At 39.7% G+C, this 18,750-nt stretch carries 20 protein-coding genes; 2 read left to right on the top strand and 18 right to left on the bottom strand.

All coding sequences use genetic code 11. The features are described from left to right. Nucleotides 1-18: 18 nt before the first annotated feature. The 12 genes from A0739_RS03180 to eno form a co-directional block, all read right to left on the bottom strand. Nucleotides 19-1,287, bottom strand: coding sequence for a dihydroorotase (locus A0739_RS03180; protein ID WP_061587039.1), 1,269 nt, complete (start codon nucleotides 1,285-1,287; stop codon nucleotides 19-21). A gap of 12 nt (nucleotides 1,288-1,299) precedes the next feature. Further along, nucleotides 1,300-1,764 carry an NUDIX hydrolase gene (locus A0739_RS03175; RefSeq protein WP_001135768.1) on the bottom strand — a complete coding sequence of 155 codons (465 nt, stop codon included), beginning with the start codon at nucleotides 1,762-1,764 and terminating at the stop codon, nucleotides 1,300-1,302. A 9-nt stretch (nucleotides 1,765-1,773) separates the two neighbouring features. Next, nucleotides 1,774-2,427: a uracil-DNA glycosylase gene (locus A0739_RS03170; RefSeq protein WP_061587038.1), complete on the bottom strand. Its 654-nt coding sequence runs from the start codon at nucleotides 2,425-2,427 to the stop codon at nucleotides 1,774-1,776. A 119-nt stretch (nucleotides 2,428-2,546) separates the two neighbouring features. Next, the gene (locus A0739_RS03165; protein WP_044020765.1) at nucleotides 2,547-2,840 is read right to left on the bottom strand and encodes a hypothetical protein; all 294 of its coding nucleotides are present in this window, start codon (nucleotides 2,838-2,840) and stop codon (nucleotides 2,547-2,549) included. A gap of 23 nt (nucleotides 2,841-2,863) precedes the next feature. Beyond that, nucleotides 2,864-3,556 (bottom strand): pyrimidine 5'-nucleotidase PynA, encoded by a 693-nt coding sequence (gene pynA, locus A0739_RS03160; protein ID WP_061587037.1) that lies wholly within the window; start codon nucleotides 3,554-3,556, stop codon nucleotides 2,864-2,866. Between the two features lie 66 nt (nucleotides 3,557-3,622). Next, on the bottom strand, nucleotides 3,623-4,039 hold the full coding sequence (locus A0739_RS03155; RefSeq protein WP_000110627.1) for an Imm70 family immunity protein: 417 nt from the start codon (nucleotides 4,037-4,039) through the stop codon (nucleotides 3,623-3,625). A gap of 86 nt (nucleotides 4,040-4,125) precedes the next feature. Further along, the gene (locus tag A0739_RS03150) at nucleotides 4,126-4,629 is read right to left on the bottom strand and encodes a hypothetical protein (protein WP_061587036.1); all 504 of its coding nucleotides are present in this window, start codon (nucleotides 4,627-4,629) and stop codon (nucleotides 4,126-4,128) included. 280 nt (nucleotides 4,630-4,909) lie between these two features. Continuing rightward, a complete protein-coding gene (locus tag A0739_RS03145) occupies nucleotides 4,910-5,452 on the bottom strand; it encodes a ClbS/DfsB family four-helix bundle protein (protein ID WP_061587035.1) in 543 nt (180 codons plus the stop codon). Nucleotides 5,453-5,577: 125 nt separating this feature from the next. Next, nucleotides 5,578-6,492 (bottom strand): peptidase, encoded by a 915-nt coding sequence (locus tag A0739_RS03140; RefSeq protein WP_061587034.1) that lies wholly within the window; start codon nucleotides 6,490-6,492, stop codon nucleotides 5,578-5,580. Nucleotides 6,493-6,676: 184 nt separating this feature from the next. After that, a complete protein-coding gene (locus A0739_RS03135; protein ID WP_061587033.1) occupies nucleotides 6,677-7,513 on the bottom strand; it encodes an AraC family transcriptional regulator in 837 nt (278 codons plus the stop codon). 199 nt (nucleotides 7,514-7,712) lie between these two features. Beyond that, entirely contained in the window at nucleotides 7,713-8,207 is a 495-nt protein-coding gene (locus A0739_RS03130) for a YkgJ family cysteine cluster protein (RefSeq protein ID WP_000031484.1), read from the bottom strand. A 126-nt stretch (nucleotides 8,208-8,333) separates the two neighbouring features. Further along, the gene (gene eno, locus A0739_RS03125) at nucleotides 8,334-9,638 is read right to left on the bottom strand and encodes a surface-displayed alpha-enolase (RefSeq protein ID WP_000022821.1); all 1,305 of its coding nucleotides are present in this window, start codon (nucleotides 9,636-9,638) and stop codon (nucleotides 8,334-8,336) included. A 374-nt stretch (nucleotides 9,639-10,012) separates the two neighbouring features. Here eno and A0739_RS03120 point away from each other — a divergent pair, with 374 nt between their 5' ends. Beyond that, a complete protein-coding gene (locus A0739_RS03120; RefSeq protein ID WP_061587032.1) occupies nucleotides 10,013-10,483 on the top strand; it encodes a hypothetical protein in 471 nt (156 codons plus the stop codon). Nucleotides 10,484-10,557: 74 nt separating this feature from the next. Beyond that, the gene (locus A0739_RS03115) at nucleotides 10,558-11,004 is read left to right on the top strand and encodes a DUF1694 domain-containing protein (protein ID WP_061587031.1); all 447 of its coding nucleotides are present in this window, start codon (nucleotides 10,558-10,560) and stop codon (nucleotides 11,002-11,004) included. On the opposite strand, the gene A0739_RS03110 is transcribed toward A0739_RS03115, so the two are convergent. The 6 genes from A0739_RS03110 to glgB form a co-directional block, all read right to left on the bottom strand. Then, nucleotides 11,001-12,116 (bottom strand): glycerate kinase, encoded by a 1,116-nt coding sequence (locus A0739_RS03110; protein ID WP_061587030.1) that lies wholly within the window; start codon nucleotides 12,114-12,116, stop codon nucleotides 11,001-11,003. The genes A0739_RS03115 and A0739_RS03110 overlap by 4 nt on opposite strands. An 8-nt stretch (nucleotides 12,117-12,124) precedes the next feature. Next, nucleotides 12,125-12,769 carry a phosphoserine phosphatase SerB gene (serB, locus tag A0739_RS03105; RefSeq protein WP_061587029.1) on the bottom strand — a complete coding sequence of 215 codons (645 nt, stop codon included), beginning with the start codon at nucleotides 12,767-12,769 and terminating at the stop codon, nucleotides 12,125-12,127. Nucleotides 12,770-12,830: 61 nt separating this feature from the next. Then, nucleotides 12,831-14,264, bottom strand: coding sequence for a glycogen synthase GlgA (gene glgA, locus A0739_RS03100; protein WP_061587028.1), 1,434 nt, complete (start codon nucleotides 14,262-14,264; stop codon nucleotides 12,831-12,833). Continuing rightward, nucleotides 14,261-15,400, bottom strand: coding sequence for a glucose-1-phosphate adenylyltransferase subunit GlgD (gene glgD / locus A0739_RS03095; protein ID WP_000687046.1), 1,140 nt, complete (start codon nucleotides 15,398-15,400; stop codon nucleotides 14,261-14,263). The genes glgA and glgD overlap by 4 nt, the downstream gene beginning before the upstream one ends. Next, nucleotides 15,390-16,532 carry a glucose-1-phosphate adenylyltransferase gene (locus tag A0739_RS03090; RefSeq protein WP_000787250.1) on the bottom strand — a complete coding sequence of 381 codons (1,143 nt, stop codon included), beginning with the start codon at nucleotides 16,530-16,532 and terminating at the stop codon, nucleotides 15,390-15,392. Before A0739_RS03090 ends, glgD begins: the two co-directional genes overlap by 11 nt. Before the next feature lie 158 nt (nucleotides 16,533-16,690). Then, the gene (gene glgB, locus A0739_RS03085) at nucleotides 16,691-18,586 is read right to left on the bottom strand and encodes a 1,4-alpha-glucan branching protein GlgB (RefSeq protein ID WP_061587027.1); all 1,896 of its coding nucleotides are present in this window, start codon (nucleotides 18,584-18,586) and stop codon (nucleotides 16,691-16,693) included. Between the last annotated feature and the right edge of the window lie 164 nt (nucleotides 18,587-18,750).

Below are 18,750 nucleotides of genomic sequence, written 5' to 3'. Positions count from 1 at the left end.
TCTAGAGCAGAATCCCATCTAGTTTTGGTAGACAATTTGTCCCTTGCAGATGGTATATTTAACCTGCCCTTTTAAAGTTTCACCGATAAATGGGGAATTAGCTGCTTTTGACGCAAAATGGGAGTCCACAAGGCGGTCAGCCTTAGCGTCAAAGATAGTGATATCCGCTGGACCATTCTCAGCCAAGTAACCTGCTTCAAAGTTGTAAAGCTTGGCTGGATTGACAGTCATTTTTTCAAGCAATTCCATCAAGCTCAACTCACCAGCTTCCACCAAATAAGTCAAACCAAGAGAAAGAGAGGTTTCCAAACCTGTCATACCAGATGGCGCTTTGGTGATGTCTTCTACATTTTTCTCATCTGCATGGTGAGGTGCGTGGTCTGTCGCAATAACTGTGATAACACCTGACTTAAGACCCTCAATCACGGCACGACGATCTGATTCCAAACGAAGCGGCGGATTCATTTTGGCATTGCTTCCTTGAGTTAAAAGAAGAGCTTCTGTCTTAGAGAAATGTTGTGGTGCTACTTCTGCTGTGACTTGCGCACCCAGACCTTGAGCGAATTCCACTACCTTGACACTTTCTTCCTTAGACAAATGCTGGATGTGAACATGGGCCTTGGTTGCGTAGGCAATCATGACATCACGCGCAATCATAGCGTACTCAGCCACCCCAGTCGCTCCACAGATATGAAAATGTTCCTTAGCGATATTTTCGTTAAATCCAAGAATCCCATTCAAACCTGGATCTTCCTCATGAAGACTAATAAAAGTATTAAGTTTTTTAGCTTCTTCCATGGCTTCCTTGACCACTTTACTGCTCTCAAGCGGAATACCGTCATCAGAAAAACCAACCGCACCTGCTTCTAAAAGCGCCTTAAAGTCTGTCAAGTCTTGGCCATTAAAGTTCTTGGTAATAGTCGCAACTGTCTTGACATTGATTTTTTCCTTGGCAGCTGACTGAAGAACTTCTTGCAAAGTTTCTACGTCCGAAATGGTTGGACTAGTATTAGCCATCATAACAACCGTTGTAAAACCACCTGCAGCAGCCGCTAGTGCCCCAGTATGGATGTCCTCCTTGTGGGTCTGACCAGGTTCACGGAAATGAACATGGATATCGACTAGTCCAGGCGCAACTACAAGACCAGTAGCGTCGATCACTTCTGCTCCTTCTTCCTTAATTTCAGGGGCAATTTTGATAATCTTTCCATCTTCGACCAAAACATCACAGACTTGATCCAGACCAGACTTGGGATCCATGACACGACCATTTTTGATTAGTAACATAGCTCTACTCCTTTATTCATAAAAATCAACTTGGGTATCCAACAATTTATCCCCATCATAAACAAACTTAGCTGAGAAGAAGGGTTTGTCCTCTAAAAGCCACTCAACAAAGGTGTGGTCACCTTCCCAAGTCGGCTTGCTTAAGACCTCATCATAAGGAACCCATTCTAAGGTACCCTCATTGCAGTCAATCAAGTCACCCTCAAACTCCGTCACCTTAAAAACATAGGTGTACCAGTCTAAATCTGGTGTAAATTCTGGAAAAGTGATAACGCCTTTTAGCACGGGCTTGGCTTTCAGACCTGTTTCTTCGAGGATTTCACGTGCCGCACATTCCTGAGGCGTCTCTCCTCGCTCTAGCTTACCACCCACACCAATCCATTTGCCTTCGTGGACATCATTGGGCTTCTTATTACGATGGAGCATGAGCAGTTCTTTTCCGTTATCAATGTAGCAAATCGTCGCTAACTGAGGCATATTATCTCCTTATCTAAGCCAATCGATTGGCTCTTGTCCTGTCTCTATTAAGAATGCATTGGCCTTGGAAAAAGGCTTGGAACCCCAAAATCCTCTATAAACCGATAAAGGACTAGGATGGGCTGATTCGATAATCAAGTGGTGAGGATTGGTAACCAAGACCTTCTTCTTGCGTGCATAAGCGCCCCAGAGTACAAAGACTACAGGTCTGTCTAGATTATTGACAACCCGAATCACGGCATCAGTAAAAGGCTCCCATATCTGCCCAGCATGACCATTTGCCTGACCAGCAGGGACCGTCAAGCAAGCATTAAGAAGTAAGACTCCTTGCTTAGCCCAAGACGTCAAATCATGAGATTTCTTAACCCCGATATCATCTGACAATTCTTTCAAGATATTTTGCAAGGACGGTGGCGCTGGAATAGCATCGGGTACAGAAAAACTCAAGCCCTGCGCCTGACCTGGCCCGTGATAGGGGTCTTGCCCTAGAATCACCACCTTCACTTCTTCAAGTGGTGTAGTCAAGAGAGCCTGAAAAACTTTTTCCTTAGGTGGATAGACAATTCCCTGAGCATAGACCTGTTCCATAAATTGATTGATTTTCCCAAAATAACCTTCAGGTAATTGCTCCTTAATCAAAGCATGCCATGATGAGTGTTGCATCGCCGACTCCTTCGTTTTTACTGCCTCTATTATAGCAAAAAGTGGCTATCTAAACCACTTTTTACAGTTCTTATATATACTGTTATTGACCCTGTTATTTGACATTAGTATTCACAGTATCAATCAGCCATTAAAAACTTTTCGATTGTATCAATAGCATAGGAAAGTTGATTATTTACAGACTTCATCCGTTCAAAATTAGCATCCATATAGTAGAGTTCAGATAAGCCACCCCTAGGAAGAAAGAGTGAATGGTGGATATTCATCTTCTCTCGAGTACTTAACTCTATATGATTGCTTATGATATACTTTAACTCTTTTAACGAATTTACTTGGGCAACCACACCTTTTAACTGATACTGCTCGATGAGATTTAGTAAGTTATCAATCTCTTCAATGACTTTAGTTTCCATATCAACACCTCTTAGGGAAATCACTACAAAGCATCTAAAAAATTCAGCAAGTCTTGGTAAGAATGAACTTCATAAGTTGGCTGGGTTTGTGTATGATTTTCGAGGTGATGAGGATTGTACCAGATAGTATCAATCCCTGCATTATTGCCTCCTTGAATATCAGCCGTTAAGGAATCTCCGATCATCAGCGTCTTTTCTTTACTAAATCCTACAATCTGCTGACCGATTTTTTCATAGAATAATGCATCAGGCTTTTGCGTTTGCAATTGCTCGGAGATAAAGACTTGGTTGAAATAGGGAGCCAGACCTGATTGAGCCAGACGACCCGTCTGAATGACAGTAATGCCATTTGTCGCAGCGTACAGATCATAATCACGTTCGATGAGGCTGTCCAAGAGTTCATGAGCATCCGAAAGTGTTTGTCCCTGTTGGGCTAAGTAAAATTGGTAACGCTGGGCAAGCAACCTACCGTCTTTTTCCTGTCCAAAATGGGCAAATAGACGAGAAAAACGCGTGTTAACCAGTTCATGTTTACTGATTTTCTTTTGCTCCAAGTCCTTCCAGAGAGCCTTGTTCATAGGAACGTAATAGTCTTTATAGGCTTGGATATCCGCAACTCCTTCTTCCTTTAGAAGTTGTGTCAGAGCCACATTTTCAGCAGTATCAAAATCAAGAAGAGTATGGTCAAGATCGAAGAGTAGAAATTTGTAGGGCATTGAGTTTCCTTTCTGAAAATTCATTAAGAATATTATAGCATAAATGAATCTTTGATTTATTGAGTTTCAAATACTTTTTACACTCACATTTTGACCGTGCTCAAGTGAAAAGCTAAAACTAGTCAGCAAAACTTCTATTAAATCTTTTCCGGAACTCGTTATGAAATAATGCGATAAATTTGTTATATGCTCTGCGATATTATTTCCCCAAGGAGGAGTGAGTGACAAATCTTCAAAATCCCATATAACATCCTGAGGGAGAAATTTTTTCAACTCCTCTTGGATAGATAACAACTCCTCTATTCCTCTTTCAACAGATTCAAAAGGAACATCTCCCCAGTAAAGCTTATTCATTATTACTGGGTATCTACTTCCCCACTCATTATTTTCTAAGCGAACATAAATAGTCGAAAAGAATGAATTAAAAAGACTCCCTTCTCCTATAGTCCACCAATTATAACCAACCATTAACCCTACAGACATAGATATTCTCCTACTCATTTTTAATATTATTTAACGTCAACTAAAGTTTTATATTGATAGTATCTAAAACATACATTCATTCTCCCTTACCCCAACTCCTTGGCTATTCTACTCTTTTCAAGTTTTCCCTTAGTAATTCGTTTCCATAAAACAAGTGGGTTCAGACTATAGGATAAACGTAGGAGGAAATAATTAACCCATTCGATAAGGGCAAAAAGCTGTATTAGTGTGGCTATAATAGCCACTCGAACACTCTGTGAGTACCAGACAATAAAAGGAAAGCCTGAAATAAGTAAAACAAGGTCTAGTATTCTGAGAACACCATATATTTTTGGAATATTTCCATTTCCGAACTGGGGATTTGACAGTCTTCTAATCAAAATTGCCCAATAGGTCGAGCCTTGAAGCAATATAAATGTCAGTAAAGACAAAGGATAGAGAATGGTAATTAGACTCATCCAATCACCAAGCCGATTTTTCAAAAGGAAAAAACACAACCAAAAGGATAGAGCGGCTGCAAGCTCTCCCAAGCAGAGGGACACTAACTCTTTTCTAACTTTCTCTTTTTGTATATTCATCATCTCACCCATCTATCATCCTATATCAGAAAAAAGTTAATCTAAGCATTTTCTAGTCAACATTTCACAGAATAAAGGCATTCTAAAAATCGAACAGCTCAATCCCTTTAATATCAGTGTGATTCTAAACTTAGAATTGCATTGATATAAATGTTTTAGTGCTATTCTAAGTTTATGATAACCCTAAATTTTAATTTTAGAAGGATTCTAAAGCTAGAATAGCTCTAAAATCACGAGAATGAAGCTATTCGAAACTTAGAAGAACCTTTTCTGAATTTCAATAACACTTCAACTAGCGACACTTACAATTTCTCTGATGAGCTTTAAGTTTTTTGATAGCCCAATCATAGTGACTGGAGGTGCTACTGACAAAGTAGGAACCTAGACTTGTCCCTCCCGTCCATTTATAGATACCTTTGGTAAAGAGTTGGTCATTGCTAAAGCCTTCCATCAACTCTAAAACCTCTTCATGCGATTGCTCTAGTAGTCTAGTCGCTTCTTCTAAAGACGTTTTCTGGTGCTTCTTCCAAATAGCGACATTCATCTCCCCGTAAGTTTTCCAATTATAAGGTTCAGGGAGAAAAGGTCTTTCAAGACCCTTTTGATTAGAATAAACCCAGCTCAAAAGTAACTGATGCCATTCATAGAGATGGATCAGGACATCCCGTAGATTTTTATCTCTTTTCCAGTGAGCTTCTTTTTTCTTTTGGTCTTTTGAAAAATCAAATGGAATCATCAACTCTTCCTGACTCAACTGAGAAATGAGGAGATTGAGCTTCTCATAATTTTCCTTAGAGGCTAGCACTAATTCCTCTTTTGTTTTTGGTCTAGGCATAGGAGTTCTCCCTTCATTTTCAACTAGAATAAGCTATTTTCTTACTTCATTATACCATAATCAAAAAGCAGTTCTTCATTTTACGAAAAACTGCTTTTACTAACTATTTTTTATGCTTATAGTCACTACTTTACATATAAATCTTTAAAGAGACTGTCCACTTCTGCTATCTGATAGAGCAAGTGGGACAGTTCTTGGTAATCTTCTTTTAAACATGAAAGGTGGGCTTGACCAAATAGAGTAGCCAATTCCTCTTTTAATCTTGCCCCTTCTGGATCATGATCTTTTAAGAACTTACTGAGATAGAGATTTCGAACAGCAGCAAGTTTAAAGCTGAAATACTGATGCAATTGTTTTTGCTCGGTATTTAAGCCGTTTTCAGCAACTGATTTTGCATAGCATTCCAAAACACCATTTTGACCATTCAGATATCGGTTTTTCATAATCCTTGCTGTTTCCTGATAGATTTCAGACTGACTAGGACTCTTGACCTTCTTAAAATTTCCCCACATGGAATAAGCTCCACGCTTATAGTCAATAGCCTCTGCCTTCCAGGCTTCTAGTATGTCATTAAAAGCAACCTTCATACAGGCAAAACCAGCTGGATCATGCAAATAAAGGTACTGCTCATCAATACCATACACGGTTACAAAATGATCCACACCATAAAGGATTGTGTGATTGGGATTGTAGGTCAGATGCCCCATATCAAGAGGTCCCAGTACGACAGGTCCATTGGACAGAAAGGTTTCCAACTTTCCTTTAATCTCTTCTAAATCTACTTCAGCTCCATCTTTTAGATAGAAATCCTCATAGTCAAACCCTAGTATTTTTAAAGAATGAGAGATAGAAAGATCTGGCATACCATTATCAAAGAATACTAGAGGGTGTTGTTCATCTTCCTTTACGATACTAGCGCCATTGCCCATTACCATGATTGCCTCTAAAAACTCTGCTTTAAAGTCATAACCATAGGCATCCAGTGCCATTGCCAATGAATAACTATAGCAAAGTGACACATCTCCAAAATACATCTGCATATCCCTGCCTCCTTATCTTCTATGGGACTATTATACCGAGAAAACTATTCGCATGCCCAATAAAATCCAAACAAAAAATATGGGTATTTGTGATTTATAGTCATGAATGTCAACAATTAAAAACTCTGTAGAGATTCTTTCTACAGAGTTCGGTTTGCATCTTTATAAAAAATCAGAAAATGATCTAGCCCTTGATCACTGGTATCCAGAGTTCCATTTGGTAGTCTGGTGACGACATATCTCCTTCGAAATAAACTTCAAAGTCTGGGGCTCCTGAATGGCGATAACCAGTTTCTGGGAAAAAGACTTCCAAAACATATTTCCAAGCATTGTGAATGCTAGCTGGTATAGGACCTTTGACTGGTACGATAGCATATTCAGCGGCTGGGATATCTTTGATGGACAGACCTAGCTCTTCTGCTTTGACTTTATCCGTCACATCGTAAGTAGCCATATAGTCGATAATTTCACCTTCTTTGACATCCGAGCAGACGCCAAAGGATTGACCGCTACCCAAACCTTCTAGGCTTTCAAAACTGTGAGTTGCATAGAGTTGCTCCCAAGCAGACGGGCATTTGCTATTGTCAATAGCTTCCAATAGAACACCTGCAACGGTAAATGCAGGTTTCTTTTGAATCTTGATATCCATGTTCTTTCCTCCTGTAATCTTTAAGGATAATTGAAGTCTAGGAAAAACCCGATAAGGTTTTCCATTTCGAACTTCTGAGGGTGTTGCCCCATGGAATTTCTTGAAGGCTGCGCTGAAGGAATCCGCAGATTCGTAGCCGTACTTCATTGCTATGTCAATGATTTTGTCAGAGCTTTCCCGCAAGTCTGTCACAGCTTCTGATAGCCTGCGATTGCGCAAGTATTCTGCTAATGTCATATCAGCCATGATGGAAAAGATTCTGCTAAAAAGAGGATAAGAATAGCCTGATAGCTGCTGAAATCTTTTCATATCCACTTCTCCAGTCAGCTGCTGCTCCAAATAATCCATGGTTTGATTGAATTGATGCATCATATTCTTTTTCACCTCATAAAAGATACTAAGGCCGTTAAAAACAAAGTGTGAATAGGAAAATTAACGCTGGTTCTTCTGATTCTAGGTAATTTTTTCTTTTTCGCATAGCTTTTAGGCCGTGTTCAATTCTATCTATATTCTAACAAATACAAGATACTTACACCCTAGAATCTTTGTACAAGATTTAAAGGTGTAAATTCTATAACTTATCTTTTAATTTCTCAACAAAGAGATAGGCTGCAGGGCAGGTCAAGGTATTCTTAATCGTCAAATGGTTGATTTGGTGGATCTTTTTACGATCTGTATGGGGGAATTCACGACAGGCCTTGGGACGAACGTCATAGATGGAGCAGAGATTGTCTCCTCCTAGAAAGGGGCAAGGCATGGATTTGAAAACTTTATCACCATCTTCATCCACCTGAAGGAATTCCGCTTCAAAAGCCGGTAATTTCATCTTAAAGTACTTGGCAATACGGGTAATATCTGCTTCTTTAAAGTCGGGCCCCAAAGTCTTGCAACAGTTAGCGCAGGCAGTGCAATCAATCTCAGAAAAAACTTCTTGGTGAATTTGCTGGGCTATCTTATCTAAGTTTTTAGGAGGTTTTTTCTTTAGATTGGCTAAGACTTTTCGGTGCTCTTTTTGCTTTTGCAAGGCTAGTTGGTGATAGTACTCAATATCAATTTCTTTAGACATAATTTCTTTCTAATACAAGTGTTTTTGTCTATTATACCATAATCTCAGCCCCCTTTTTGCCCCCTGAACAGAAAAAAAGCCCTTCGGAAAAAATCCGAGGGGCTAAAAACGTTGTTAAATCAACGATTATTTTTTAAGGTTGTAGAATGATTTCAATCCACGGTATTCAGCTACTTCACCAAGTTGGTCTTCGATACGAAGCAATTGGTTGTATTTAGCAATACGGTCTGTACGTGAAAGTGAACCAGTCTTGATTTGTCCTGCGTTAGTTGCAACTGCGATGTCAGCGATTGTTGAATCTTCAGTTTCACCTGAACGGTGTGATACAACGGCAGTGTAACCAGCTTCTTTCGCCATTTCGATAGCGTCGAATGTTTCAGTAAGAGTACCGATTTGGTTAACTTTGATAAGGATTGAGTTAGCAGCACCTTCTGCAATACCTTTTTCAAGGTAAGAAGTGTTTGTTACGAAGAAGTCGTCACCAACCAATTGAACTTTACCACCAAGACGTTCAGTAAGAGCTTTCCAACCGTCCCAGTCGTTTTCGTCCATACCATCTTCGATAGTAATGATTGGGTATTTGTTTACCAATTCTTCAAGGTAGTCGATTTGTTCTGCAGCAGTACGTACAGCTGCTCCTTCACCTTCGAATTTAGTGTAGTCGTAAACTTTACGTTCTTTATCGTAGAATTCTGACGAAGCACAGTCAAATCCGATAAATACGTCTTTACCAGGAACATATCCAGCAGCCTCGATCGCAGCAAGGATAGTTTCAACACCGTCTTCAGTTCCTTCGAAACGAGGAGCGAATCCACCTTCGTCACCTACGGCAGTTTCCAAACCACGTGATTTAAGGATTTTCTTAAGTGCGTGGAAGATTTCAGCACCCCAACGAAGAGCTTCTTTGAATGATGGTGCACCAGCAGGTACGATCATGAATTCTTGGAAAGCGATTGGAGCGTCAGAGTGAGAACCACCGTTGATGATGTTCATCATTGGAGTTGGAAGAACTTTAGTGTTGAATCCACCAAGGTAGCTGTAAAGTGGGATTTCAAGGTAGTCAGCAGCAGCACGAGCTACAGCGATAGACACACCAAGAATTGCGTTTGCACCCAATTTACCTTTATTAGGAGTACCGTCAAGTGCGATCATAGCACGGTCGATAGCTTGTTGGTCACGTACATCGTAGCCGATGATAGCTTCAGCGATGATGTTGTTTACGTTGTCAACAGCTTTTTGTGTACCAAGACCACCGTAACGAGATTTGTCACCGTCGCGAAGTTCAACTGCTTCGTGTTCACCAGTAGAAGCTCCTGATGGAACCATACCACGTCCGAAAGCACCTGATTCAGTATAAACTTCTACCTCAAGTGTTGGGTTACCGCGTGAGTCTAGGACTTCGCGAGCGTAAACATCAGTAATAATTGACATTTTTTACTCTCCTTTGAGTTAAATTTTTTACACCTCTATGATACCTCAAATACACGCCTTTTTCAAGGAAAAACGTTATCTTTGTGCAAATTTTCCTTAACTTTATAAAGTAATCGCTTTCACAATTTCCTATTTATCCACTTAAAATTATCAACTTGTTTGAATATGAAATCGTTATAACCTTTATTAATATTAATCAAAATAATAATTCATTTATGTCGATTAAACAAGTTCTACCTTTAATTTTACAAGTAATTTAAAATATATGTCACAAGTGTTAGTATTTTACAATTCCATATCAAATACTTTATTCACTTTAAAAATTGAGTTAAATTTGATACTATACTATAAGAAAAATATTAAGGAGACTAATAATGAAGAAGAAATTCTTATTAATTGCTTTATTTATATCAGTTATTTTACTTACTGCCTGTGCTAACAATAATAGTAAGGTTGTAGAGAAGAACAGTGATGGTACTTCAACTATTACTTATACTGATGGTAGTGTAATTGGAACAAACGGTAAAGATTTTACATTTTTACAAGAAGACGGTTCATCAATTATTTATCTTGACAACGACAAGACCTATCAGTACCATGGTACTGACGGTAGTTTTGTCTCAAAAGATAGTGGTGGCTCTTATACCATTCAACTTCCTTCTGATGACAATGTCATCCTCTATGCAAATGGTTCATATTTAATTAATAACTCCGATGGGAGTTCTGAAACAGGTTCAAGCAAAGAAGAACTTAATAAATACTTGATTTCTAAAAATTTCACTGTATTTGCTGATCTTGATAAAAAGGTTGCAGACATTGTAGATTACGTAAAGAAAAATAACTAGATCATCTTATCTCTTTCATATTTTGAAGGAGATTTTATTTTGGAATTCAACTTGAATTATGGTACAATCAAACTATGACAGATTTATCAAAACAACTACTAGAAAAAACTCATGGTGGGCCGAAATTAAACCCTGACGAACAACGCCGCTATCTCGGCACTTTCGAGGAAAGAGTTCTTGGCTACGCGGATATCAGTACTGCCAATAGTTCTGAATTAGAACATGGATTTTTCTCTATTTTAGAGGGTTTTCAAGAAAAGGTAGCGATACTTTTTGTGAAAATCTCACCAAATATCGAGTTTGACAAACAGGTCTTTTACTTAAAACAAGCAAAAGAAAGCAACTGTCAGGCGACTATTGTTTCAGATGATCATATCACCTCTCCTTTTGGTCTTGTCATTCATACAAATGAACCTGTTCAAGTAGACGAAAAAGACCTTAGACTTGCTTTCTCAAACCTCTGGGAGGAGAAAAAGGCAGAAGCTCCTAAAAAATCTATCTGGAAAAAATGGTTTGGTTAATGATTTCTCATATTTAATAAACGACCAATATTAGTAGATGTGTGCTCCAAATAGAGTCTTGCATTTTTCAGACTGTCTTCCAAAGGTTCACTTTTTTCTAAAATAGAAAAGGCTGCTTGTATATTTTCGAATGGTAGGGAAGGTAAATCATCAGCAAGACTACCACAAATAGCAATAACAGGAACTCCATTAGGGGTTCTTTTTGCTACACCAATAGGAGCTTTTCCAACAAAGCTTTGACTATCCAGTCTACCTTCCCCAACGATAACCAAGTCAGCCCCTGTAACTTTCTTGTCAAAGCCAATCAAATCCAAGCAAGTATCAATCCCAGATACGATAGTGGCCTCAGCAAAGGCACAGAGCCCAGCCGCAATCCCACCCCCAGCTCCTGCTCCTTTAAGAGAGAGGGTTGATGGTGAAAATTTTTCATAGAACCGCTGTATAGCCAAATCTACTGTCTCAAACAAAGCAGGATCCAAGCCCTTTTGTTTTCCAAATGTATAGGTCGCTCCTTGAAGACCACATAGAGGGCTCACGACATCTGCTAAAATGCGAATTTTTACATCTTCAGGTATCTTATACAACTTGCTATTTGAAACTAACTCGAATTCAAGCAAAGTCTGACCGCAAGCTGGCAATTCTTTTCCATTCTTATCATAAAAATGATAACCTAAACCAGCAGCAATGCCTATTCCACCGTCATTACTAGCCGTACCACCAACTCCGATATAGATTTCTTTCATCCCTTGATCAATGAGATGGCGAATCAACTCTCCGATACCTCTGGTTTGGATGTGAAGGGGATTTCGTTTCTCCTGCGGAATCTTTCCTAAACCAACCAAGTCAGCAACTTCAAAGAGCGCTATTTGGCCTTTTTGAAAGTAGCGCATTGATTCTTTTGAGCCAAAAGGTCCTGTCACTTGGAACCATTTTTCTTCTAGTTCAAGAGAATGTCGGATAGCATCTACGGTTCCTTCCCCACCATCACCTACAGGGCAAAGCAGACATTCTACATCCGCTATTGACTGTTCGAAACCTATTTTTATAGCTTGAGCGACCTCTTCTGCCGTCAAACTTTCTTTAAAAGAATCGGGTGCAATTACAATTTTCATAGTTCCTCTCATTCTAAGAAATCAATCAAAGGTAGAACTTCCAAAAAATCCCTCGTATCTACATGACAAGCTATCTCTGCTTTTACGACCTCCTTGGCACAAAAGGCTATACCGCGACCTGCTGACTTTAACATCAAGAGGTCATTGGCACCATCACCGATGGCAATCGTTCTTTCTTTGGGAAGTTTCAGTTCTTTTTTCCATTTCTCAAGAGTATCTTGTTTTACTTGACCTGTCACAATTTCACCAACTAATTTTCCTGTTAAAAAACCGTCTTTGACTTCTAACTGGTTGGCAGAGAAATAGGAGATACCAAGGGATTCTGCTAATCTCTCAACTATTGGTGCAAATCCACCAGACACTAGACCGACTAGAATGCCATTTTTTTGAAGTATGGAGATAAATTCTTGGGCATTCTTGGACAGATGAATGAATTTGAAGACAGTATCAAAGACCGAAACCGGAAGACCTTCTAACAAAGCCACTCTCGCTCGTAAGCTTGTTTCAAAGTCCAGTTCGCCTCGCATTGCCTGGCTTGTAATCTGCGATATTTCTTCTTCGCAACCTGCTTCTTTTCCTAAAAGATCAATCACCTCTTCTGCTATCAGGGTGCCGTCAACGTCCATAGCACAGAGCCCCATTACTTGAGTCATCACTTCTCCTCTTTTCTAAACAGCCCAAAAATCGTATGAAAGAATCATACGATTTTATCTATTAGTTGACTAAACTATGGTACAAGTCCAGGTAAGATTTGCAGGCTGTATCCCATGAGAAATCACATTCCATAGCTTGTTTTTGTAGATTTCTCCAAACTTCCGGCTGGTACTTATAAACATCCAAGGCTGTTTGGAAACTCCAGTTAAGCCAGTATGGTGTTAAATTGTTAAAGCTAAATCCAGTTCCAGTTCCTTCGATTGGATTGAAGGATTGAACTGTATCTCTTAGTCCACCAACCTCATGAACCAATGGTAGAGTTCCATAGCGCATCGCCATCATTTGAGACAAGCCACATGGTTCAAAACGACTTGGCATGAGGAAGAGATCACAAGCTGCGTAGATTTCTTGAGCAAGTTTGACGTCAAAAGTGATATTTGCTGATAGCTTGTCTGGATAGACTTGAGCAAACCAAGAGAAGGAATGTTCAAAAGCTGGGTCACCTGTTCCTAAAAGGACTATTTGAACGTCCTCCTGTAAGAAACGATGCAAGCTTTCTACCACAACATCAAAACCTTTTTGGCGTGTCAATCGAGAGACAATCCCAACTAGAGGAACATCTGCTCGCACTGGTAACCCAACTCTCTCTTGCAATTTTGCTTTGTTTTGAGCTTTTCCAGACAAATCTTCCTTATCAAAATGATAGTCTAAAAGTGGGTCTGTTTGAGGATTATAAAGATCTGCGTCAATACCATTGACAATACCTGAAACCTTACCTGACTCCATCCGAAGAATCTGGTCCAAACCGCAACCAAACTGACTGGTCATAATCTCGTGCGCATAGCTAGGAGAAACGGTTGAGACACGATCCGCGTAGAGAATCCCTGCTTTCATCCAGTTGAGACAATCATTCCAGCGCAGGGTGCCATCAGCATAGCGTTCAAACCCAACACCGAACAAATCCCACAACATTCCTTCAGAAAATTGACCTTGAAATTCCAAATTATGAATAGTTAAAACTGTTCTGATTCCTTGATATGCCTGAATCCAATGGTACTTTTCTTTTAACAAGAAGGGAATCATTGCTGTGTGGTAATCATGAACATGGAGAAGGTCAGGAATAAAGCCGATGCGTTCAATGGCTTCAAGAGCAGCCAGTTGGAAAAAGGCAAAGCGTTCACCATCGTCAAAATCCCCGTAAACATGACCGCGGAAGAAATAATATTGATTATCAATGAAGTAGAAGGTAACCCCATTCAAGACCGTTCTCTTAATACCACAGTACTGTCTACGCCATCCTACACTAACTTCAAAGTGGAGAACATCCTCTATCTGGTCTCCAAACTTAGCTTCTACCATATCATAGTAAGGCAAGAAAACTGCAACTTCGTGCCCCGCTTTTACAAGTGATTTGGGAAGTGCGCCAATGACATCGCCCAAACCACCTGTTTTTGAAAAGGGGGCTCCTTCTGCCGCTACAAATAAAATTTTCATGAATAAATGTCCTCTGTTACTGTTTCACCCTTCTTCACTACAACTGGATGTTCTGCTGTTCCTCGAATGACAACACCGTCCGCAACTTCAACACCTTTGTCTAGGATGGCATATTCAACTTGAGCACCTTGACCAATCACAACTCGAGGGAATAAAATGCTGTCTTTCACCACACTATCTTTATGAACATAAATGTTACGAGATAGGACTGACTGAACTACTTCACCCTCAATGATACTACCAGAAGCAAACTGAGAACTTCTTACTTTTGAAGTATTCGCATAGTAGGTTGGTTCTTCATTCTTAACTTTTGTATAAATCTTTTGATTTGGTGAGAAAAGAGAGTAGAATTTTTTAGATTCAAGCATATCGATGTTTGCTTGATAATAGGACTGAACAGAATGAATGTTCGCTAAGTAGCCTGTGTATTCGTAAGCAAAAGCTCCTTCTTTTGCAGCTAAATCACGAAGAACATAGCGTAACTTTTCAGGATATTCTTTCTGAGCCTCTTCTTCAAGTCGTTCAATCAACCAAGGAGTATCCACAACAAAGATATCTGTAGACATGTTGAAGAGTTCATCCGTAGATTTGTTATCAAAGAGTTTGTGCGAACGAACATGGTCTGTTTCATCAATTTCCAAGATAGCATTCACATCTGAAATGTCTTTCTTCGGAAGTTTCTTATATACAACTGTGATCGGACCTTTCGTTGTATTGTGTAGGTGGAAGACTTGATTCAAGTCAATATTCACCAGCACATCGCAGTTAATCGAAACGGTTTGGTTTGAACCTGAACGTTTCAAGTAGGTAAGAAGTTGTTGGTAATACTCTTTTCCAACTGTACTGCTTTCAACACGAGTATTGTAAATTCCTAGATAGTAGTGACTTAGAAGGGTGGACAAGCCCCACTCACGACCTGAACGGATATGGTCGAATACAGAGCTGATATTATCTTGTTGGAAAATACCAAAGATACTACGAACACCTGCATTTGCAAGACTGGAAAGGGGGAAGTCAATCAAACGGTATTTCCCACCGAAAGGCAAGCTAGCCACCGGACGGTGTTCTGTTAACGTTGACATATCATGAAAACCAACTGTGTTTCCTAAAATGGCTGAATATTTATCAATCTTCATCTGTTGCTACCCCCACTACTTCATTGTATCCTACTACTTGTACTTCGTCAGTTCCGTCAATCTCTACGCCGTCTGCAATAATGGCACCTTCACCAATAATAGCACGAGTAATCTTTGCTCCATGGCCAATAATAGCCCCACTCATGATGACAGAATCAACGACCTCGGCTCCTTCACGAACCTGTGCTTCTGTTGAAAGAATCGAACGTTTAACCGTTCCATCTACAAAACAGCCATCCACGACCAATGAATCCTCAACGTGTGCATGTGCTCCAAAGTAGTTGGGTGGTGAGATCAAGTTTCTTGAGTAAATTTTCCACTGACGATTGCGGCTATCCAAGGCATTTTCTGGCGAAATGTACTCCATATTGGCTTCCCAAAGTGACTCAATCGTACCAACATCTTTCCAGTATCCATTAAATTCATAAGCATAGACACTTTCACCGGACTCGAGATAGTTAGGGATAACGTTCTTCCCAAAGTCTGACATATCCACATTGCTCTTTTCAGCAGCAACAAGCATATTGCGAAGTCGTTTCCAGTCAAAAATATAAATCCCCATAGAAGCCTTTGTAGACTTAGGTTGCGCAGGTTTTTCTTCGAATTCAACGATACGGTTATTGGCATCTGTATTCATGATACCGAAACGGCTAGCTTCTTTGAGAGGTACGTCTAGGACAGCTACTGTCAAACTGGCATTATTATCCTTATGGGACTGAAGCATATCATCGTAGTCCATCTTGTAGATGTGGTCACCAGAAAGAATCAAAACATACTCAGGATTAACACTGTCGATGTAGTCAATGTTTTGGTAGATAGCGTGACTAGTCCCTTCAAACCAACGGTTTCCTTCGCTGGCTGAATAAGGTTGTAAGATAGAGACACCTGAATTGATACCATCCAATCCCCAGCTAGAGCCATTTCCGATATGGTTATTCAAAGCAAGAGGTTGGTACTGAGTAATCACACCAACATTATGGATTCCAGAGTTTGCACAGTTGGAAAGAGCAAAGTCAATGATACGGTAGCGCCCACCGAATTGCACTGCCGGTTTGGCAATGCTTTGAGTGAGTTTTCCGAGACGAGTTCCTTGCCCACCCGCAAGGATCAAAGCTAGCATTTCATTCTTCATTTTCTACTCCTTTATAAAGACATGTGAACGTTAAAATCGAAAGAAGGTCGGAAGTCAAACTTTTTATAAAAATAATAGGAAATCCATTTCTCTTGTGTTTCAAGTCCAATACAAGTAAATCCGTTTTTAAAATCTAAAAAATTATAATCATCAGTCCATTATTCTTTTTTCTTGGTTGGTTTCAAACGACGCTTGATCTTCCAGATGCTTGCCCCCATAGCAGGCAGGGTAAAGGTCAAAGTCTGCTCATAATCTTTCCATAAGCCTTCTTGAGTCTGAACTGTTTGATTGTGCTCTTTCCACACACCTCCCCATTCTTCTAGTTCTGTATTCCAAACTTCTTCGTAAATACCTGCAACAGGTAAACCAATCGTAAAGTCCTTACGTTCAACTGGTGCCATATTAAAGACACAGACTAATATTTCGTCCTTCTTGCCCTTACGAATAAAGGAAAGGACACTCTGATCTCTATTATCAGCATCGATAATCTCGATACCATCATAACTAGTATCAATTTCCCAAAGACAGCGATGGTCTTTATAGAATTGATTCAGTTGTGAAGTGAAATGCTTCATCTTGGCATTCATTGGATCTTCTAGATTAGACCATTCTAACTGCTCCTCGGACTTCCACTCGAGGAATTGCCCGTACTCACTACCCATGAACAAAAGTTTCTTACCTGGATGACAAATTTGATAGGTGTAGAGATTGCGCAGACCAGCGAACTGATTGTAGCGATCCCCCCACATCTTATGCATCATACTCTTCTTACCATGAACTACTTCATCATGTGAGAAAGGCAGGAGATAGTTTTCATTGAAAACATACATAAAGCTGAAAGTCACAAGATTAAAGTCATACTTGCGGTAAATCGGATCTTCCTCGTAGAAACGAAGAATATCGTTCATCCAGCCCATGTTCCACTTATAGTCAAAGCCAAGGCCGCCCATTTCTTTCATACCAGTAATCTTTGTTGCTGATGAACTTTCTTCTGCAATCATCATGATATCTGGATGAGCAAGCTTGATAACGGTGTTCAAACGTTGAAGGAAATAATAACCCTCGTAGTTAAGGTTTCCACCATCTTTGTTTGGAGTCCAAGGAGCATTATCATAATCTAGATACAGCATATTGCTCACTGCATCGACCCGAATACCATCTAAGTGGTAAAAATCAATCCAAAATTTAATACTTGAAATCAGGAAAGACTGGACCTCATTTTTCCCAAGGTCAAAGTTAAGAGCTCCCCAACCGTAGTTATGGGCCTTGTTGTGATCTTGGTATTCAAAAGTCGGAGTTCCATCATAATAAGCAAGAGCATCATCATTGATAGTGAAATGACCTGGAACCCAGTCCACAATTACACCGATGTTATTTAAATGGCACTCTTCAACGAAATCCTGGAATTCCTCAGGTGTACCATAGGAATGTTCAAAAGCAAAGTAACCCATAAGTTGATAGCCCCAGCTCAATCCAAGTGGGTGAGCCATTAAAGGCATGAACTCAATATGTGTATAGTTCATCTCAACCAAGTATGGAATCAACTCGTCTTTCAGTTGTGAAAACGTATAGGGGCTACCATCTGGATTTCTCTTCCAAGACCCTGCATGAGCCTCGTATATATTAACTGGTCTCTCGAAAAATCCCAGACGTTTGCGACGTGCTAACCAAAGTCCATCTTTCCATTTCTTTTCACGGATATTGGTCAAAACAGCTCCTGTACCCGGTCTAGCTTCAAAATAAACTGCCAACGGATCGATCTTCATAATCTGATGACCATTTGCACGCGTGATATGATATTTATAAATCTGACCTTCCTGGGCTTGACTTGTAAAGACTTCCCAAACACCTGCTTCATTACGAACCATGGGAATCTGATTCTCAACCCAATTAGTAAAATCACCAACTAGATGAACTGCTTGTGCATTCGGGGCCCAAACCCTAAAGGTATAGCCTATTTCTCCGTTTTTCTCCTCTCTATGCGCTCCTAAATAATGCTGGAGGTGAAAGTTCTCACCTGTAGTAAAGGTTCTTAATGCTTCTTGATTATTCATTCAATCCCCTTTCTTTTTTGTAAGCGTTTTCTATAATTCTATTATACACTCTTTTAAGATAACTTTCAAGTAATTTACGAAGGAAATCATATTTTTGTATGAAAGTCTTCAAAAAATAACCTAGCATTTTAAAAAAGATATCCAGAAAATAGAACACGAAACAA

The organism is Streptococcus oralis, from assembly GCF_001588645.1.
Taxonomy (GTDB): Bacteria; Bacillota; Bacilli; order Lactobacillales; family Streptococcaceae; genus Streptococcus; species Streptococcus oralis_AB.
The sequence above is the reverse complement of the archived record's forward strand: the minus strand, read 5'-3'. Positions and strand labels throughout refer to the sequence as shown.

Excerpts from the sequence above, each read along its gene's own strand:
- glgB (WP_061587027.1), bottom strand. The coding sequence starts at position 18,586 with ATGAATAATCAAGAAGCATTAAGAACCTTTACTACAGGTGAGAACTTT.
- A0739_RS03140 (WP_061587034.1), bottom strand. The coding sequence starts at position 6,492 with ATGCAGATGTATTTTGGAGATGTGTCACTTTGCTATAGTTATTCATTG.
- glgA (WP_061587028.1), bottom strand. The coding sequence starts at position 14,264 with ATGAAAATTTTATTTGTAGCGGCAGAAGGAGCCCCCTTTTCAAAAACA.
- A0739_RS03155 (WP_000110627.1), bottom strand. The coding sequence starts at position 4,039 with ATGTCTGTAGGGTTAATGGTTGGTTATAATTGGTGGACTATAGGAGAA.
- eno (WP_000022821.1), bottom strand. The coding sequence starts at position 9,638 with ATGTCAATTATTACTGATGTTTACGCTCGCGAAGTCCTAGACTCACGC.
- A0739_RS03180 (WP_061587039.1), bottom strand. The coding sequence starts at position 1,287 with ATGTTACTAATCAAAAATGGTCGTGTCATGGATCCCAAGTCTGGTCTG.
- pynA (WP_061587037.1), bottom strand. The coding sequence starts at position 3,556 with ATGCCCTACAAATTTCTACTCTTCGATCTTGACCATACTCTTCTTGAT.
- serB (WP_061587029.1), bottom strand. The coding sequence starts at position 12,769 with ATGACTCAAGTAATGGGGCTCTGTGCTATGGACGTTGACGGCACCCTG.
- A0739_RS03145 (WP_061587035.1), bottom strand. The coding sequence starts at position 5,452 with ATGCCTAGACCAAAAACAAAAGAGGAATTAGTGCTAGCCTCTAAGGAA.
- A0739_RS03090 (WP_000787250.1), bottom strand. The coding sequence starts at position 16,532 with ATGAAGAATGAAATGCTAGCTTTGATCCTTGCGGGTGGGCAAGGAACT.
- A0739_RS03115 (WP_061587031.1), top strand. The coding sequence starts at position 10,558 with ATGACAGATTTATCAAAACAACTACTAGAAAAAACTCATGGTGGGCCG.
- A0739_RS03175 (WP_001135768.1), bottom strand. The coding sequence starts at position 1,764 with ATGCCTCAGTTAGCGACGATTTGCTACATTGATAACGGAAAAGAACTG.
- A0739_RS03110 (WP_061587030.1), bottom strand. The coding sequence starts at position 12,116 with ATGAAAATTGTAATTGCACCCGATTCTTTTAAAGAAAGTTTGACGGCA.
- A0739_RS03150 (WP_061587036.1), bottom strand. The coding sequence starts at position 4,629 with ATGGGTGAGATGATGAATATACAAAAAGAGAAAGTTAGAAAAGAGTTA.
- glgD (WP_000687046.1), bottom strand. The coding sequence starts at position 15,400 with ATGAAGATTGATAAATATTCAGCCATTTTAGGAAACACAGTTGGTTTT.
- A0739_RS03135 (WP_061587033.1), bottom strand. The coding sequence starts at position 7,513 with ATGATGCATCAATTCAATCAAACCATGGATTATTTGGAGCAGCAGCTG.
- A0739_RS03130 (WP_000031484.1), bottom strand. The coding sequence starts at position 8,207 with ATGTCTAAAGAAATTGATATTGAGTACTATCACCAACTAGCCTTGCAA.
- A0739_RS03165 (WP_044020765.1), bottom strand. The coding sequence starts at position 2,840 with ATGGAAACTAAAGTCATTGAAGAGATTGATAACTTACTAAATCTCATC.
- A0739_RS03170 (WP_061587038.1), bottom strand. The coding sequence starts at position 2,427 with ATGCAACACTCATCATGGCATGCTTTGATTAAGGAGCAATTACCTGAA.
- A0739_RS03120 (WP_061587032.1), top strand. The coding sequence starts at position 10,013 with ATGAAGAAGAAATTCTTATTAATTGCTTTATTTATATCAGTTATTTTA.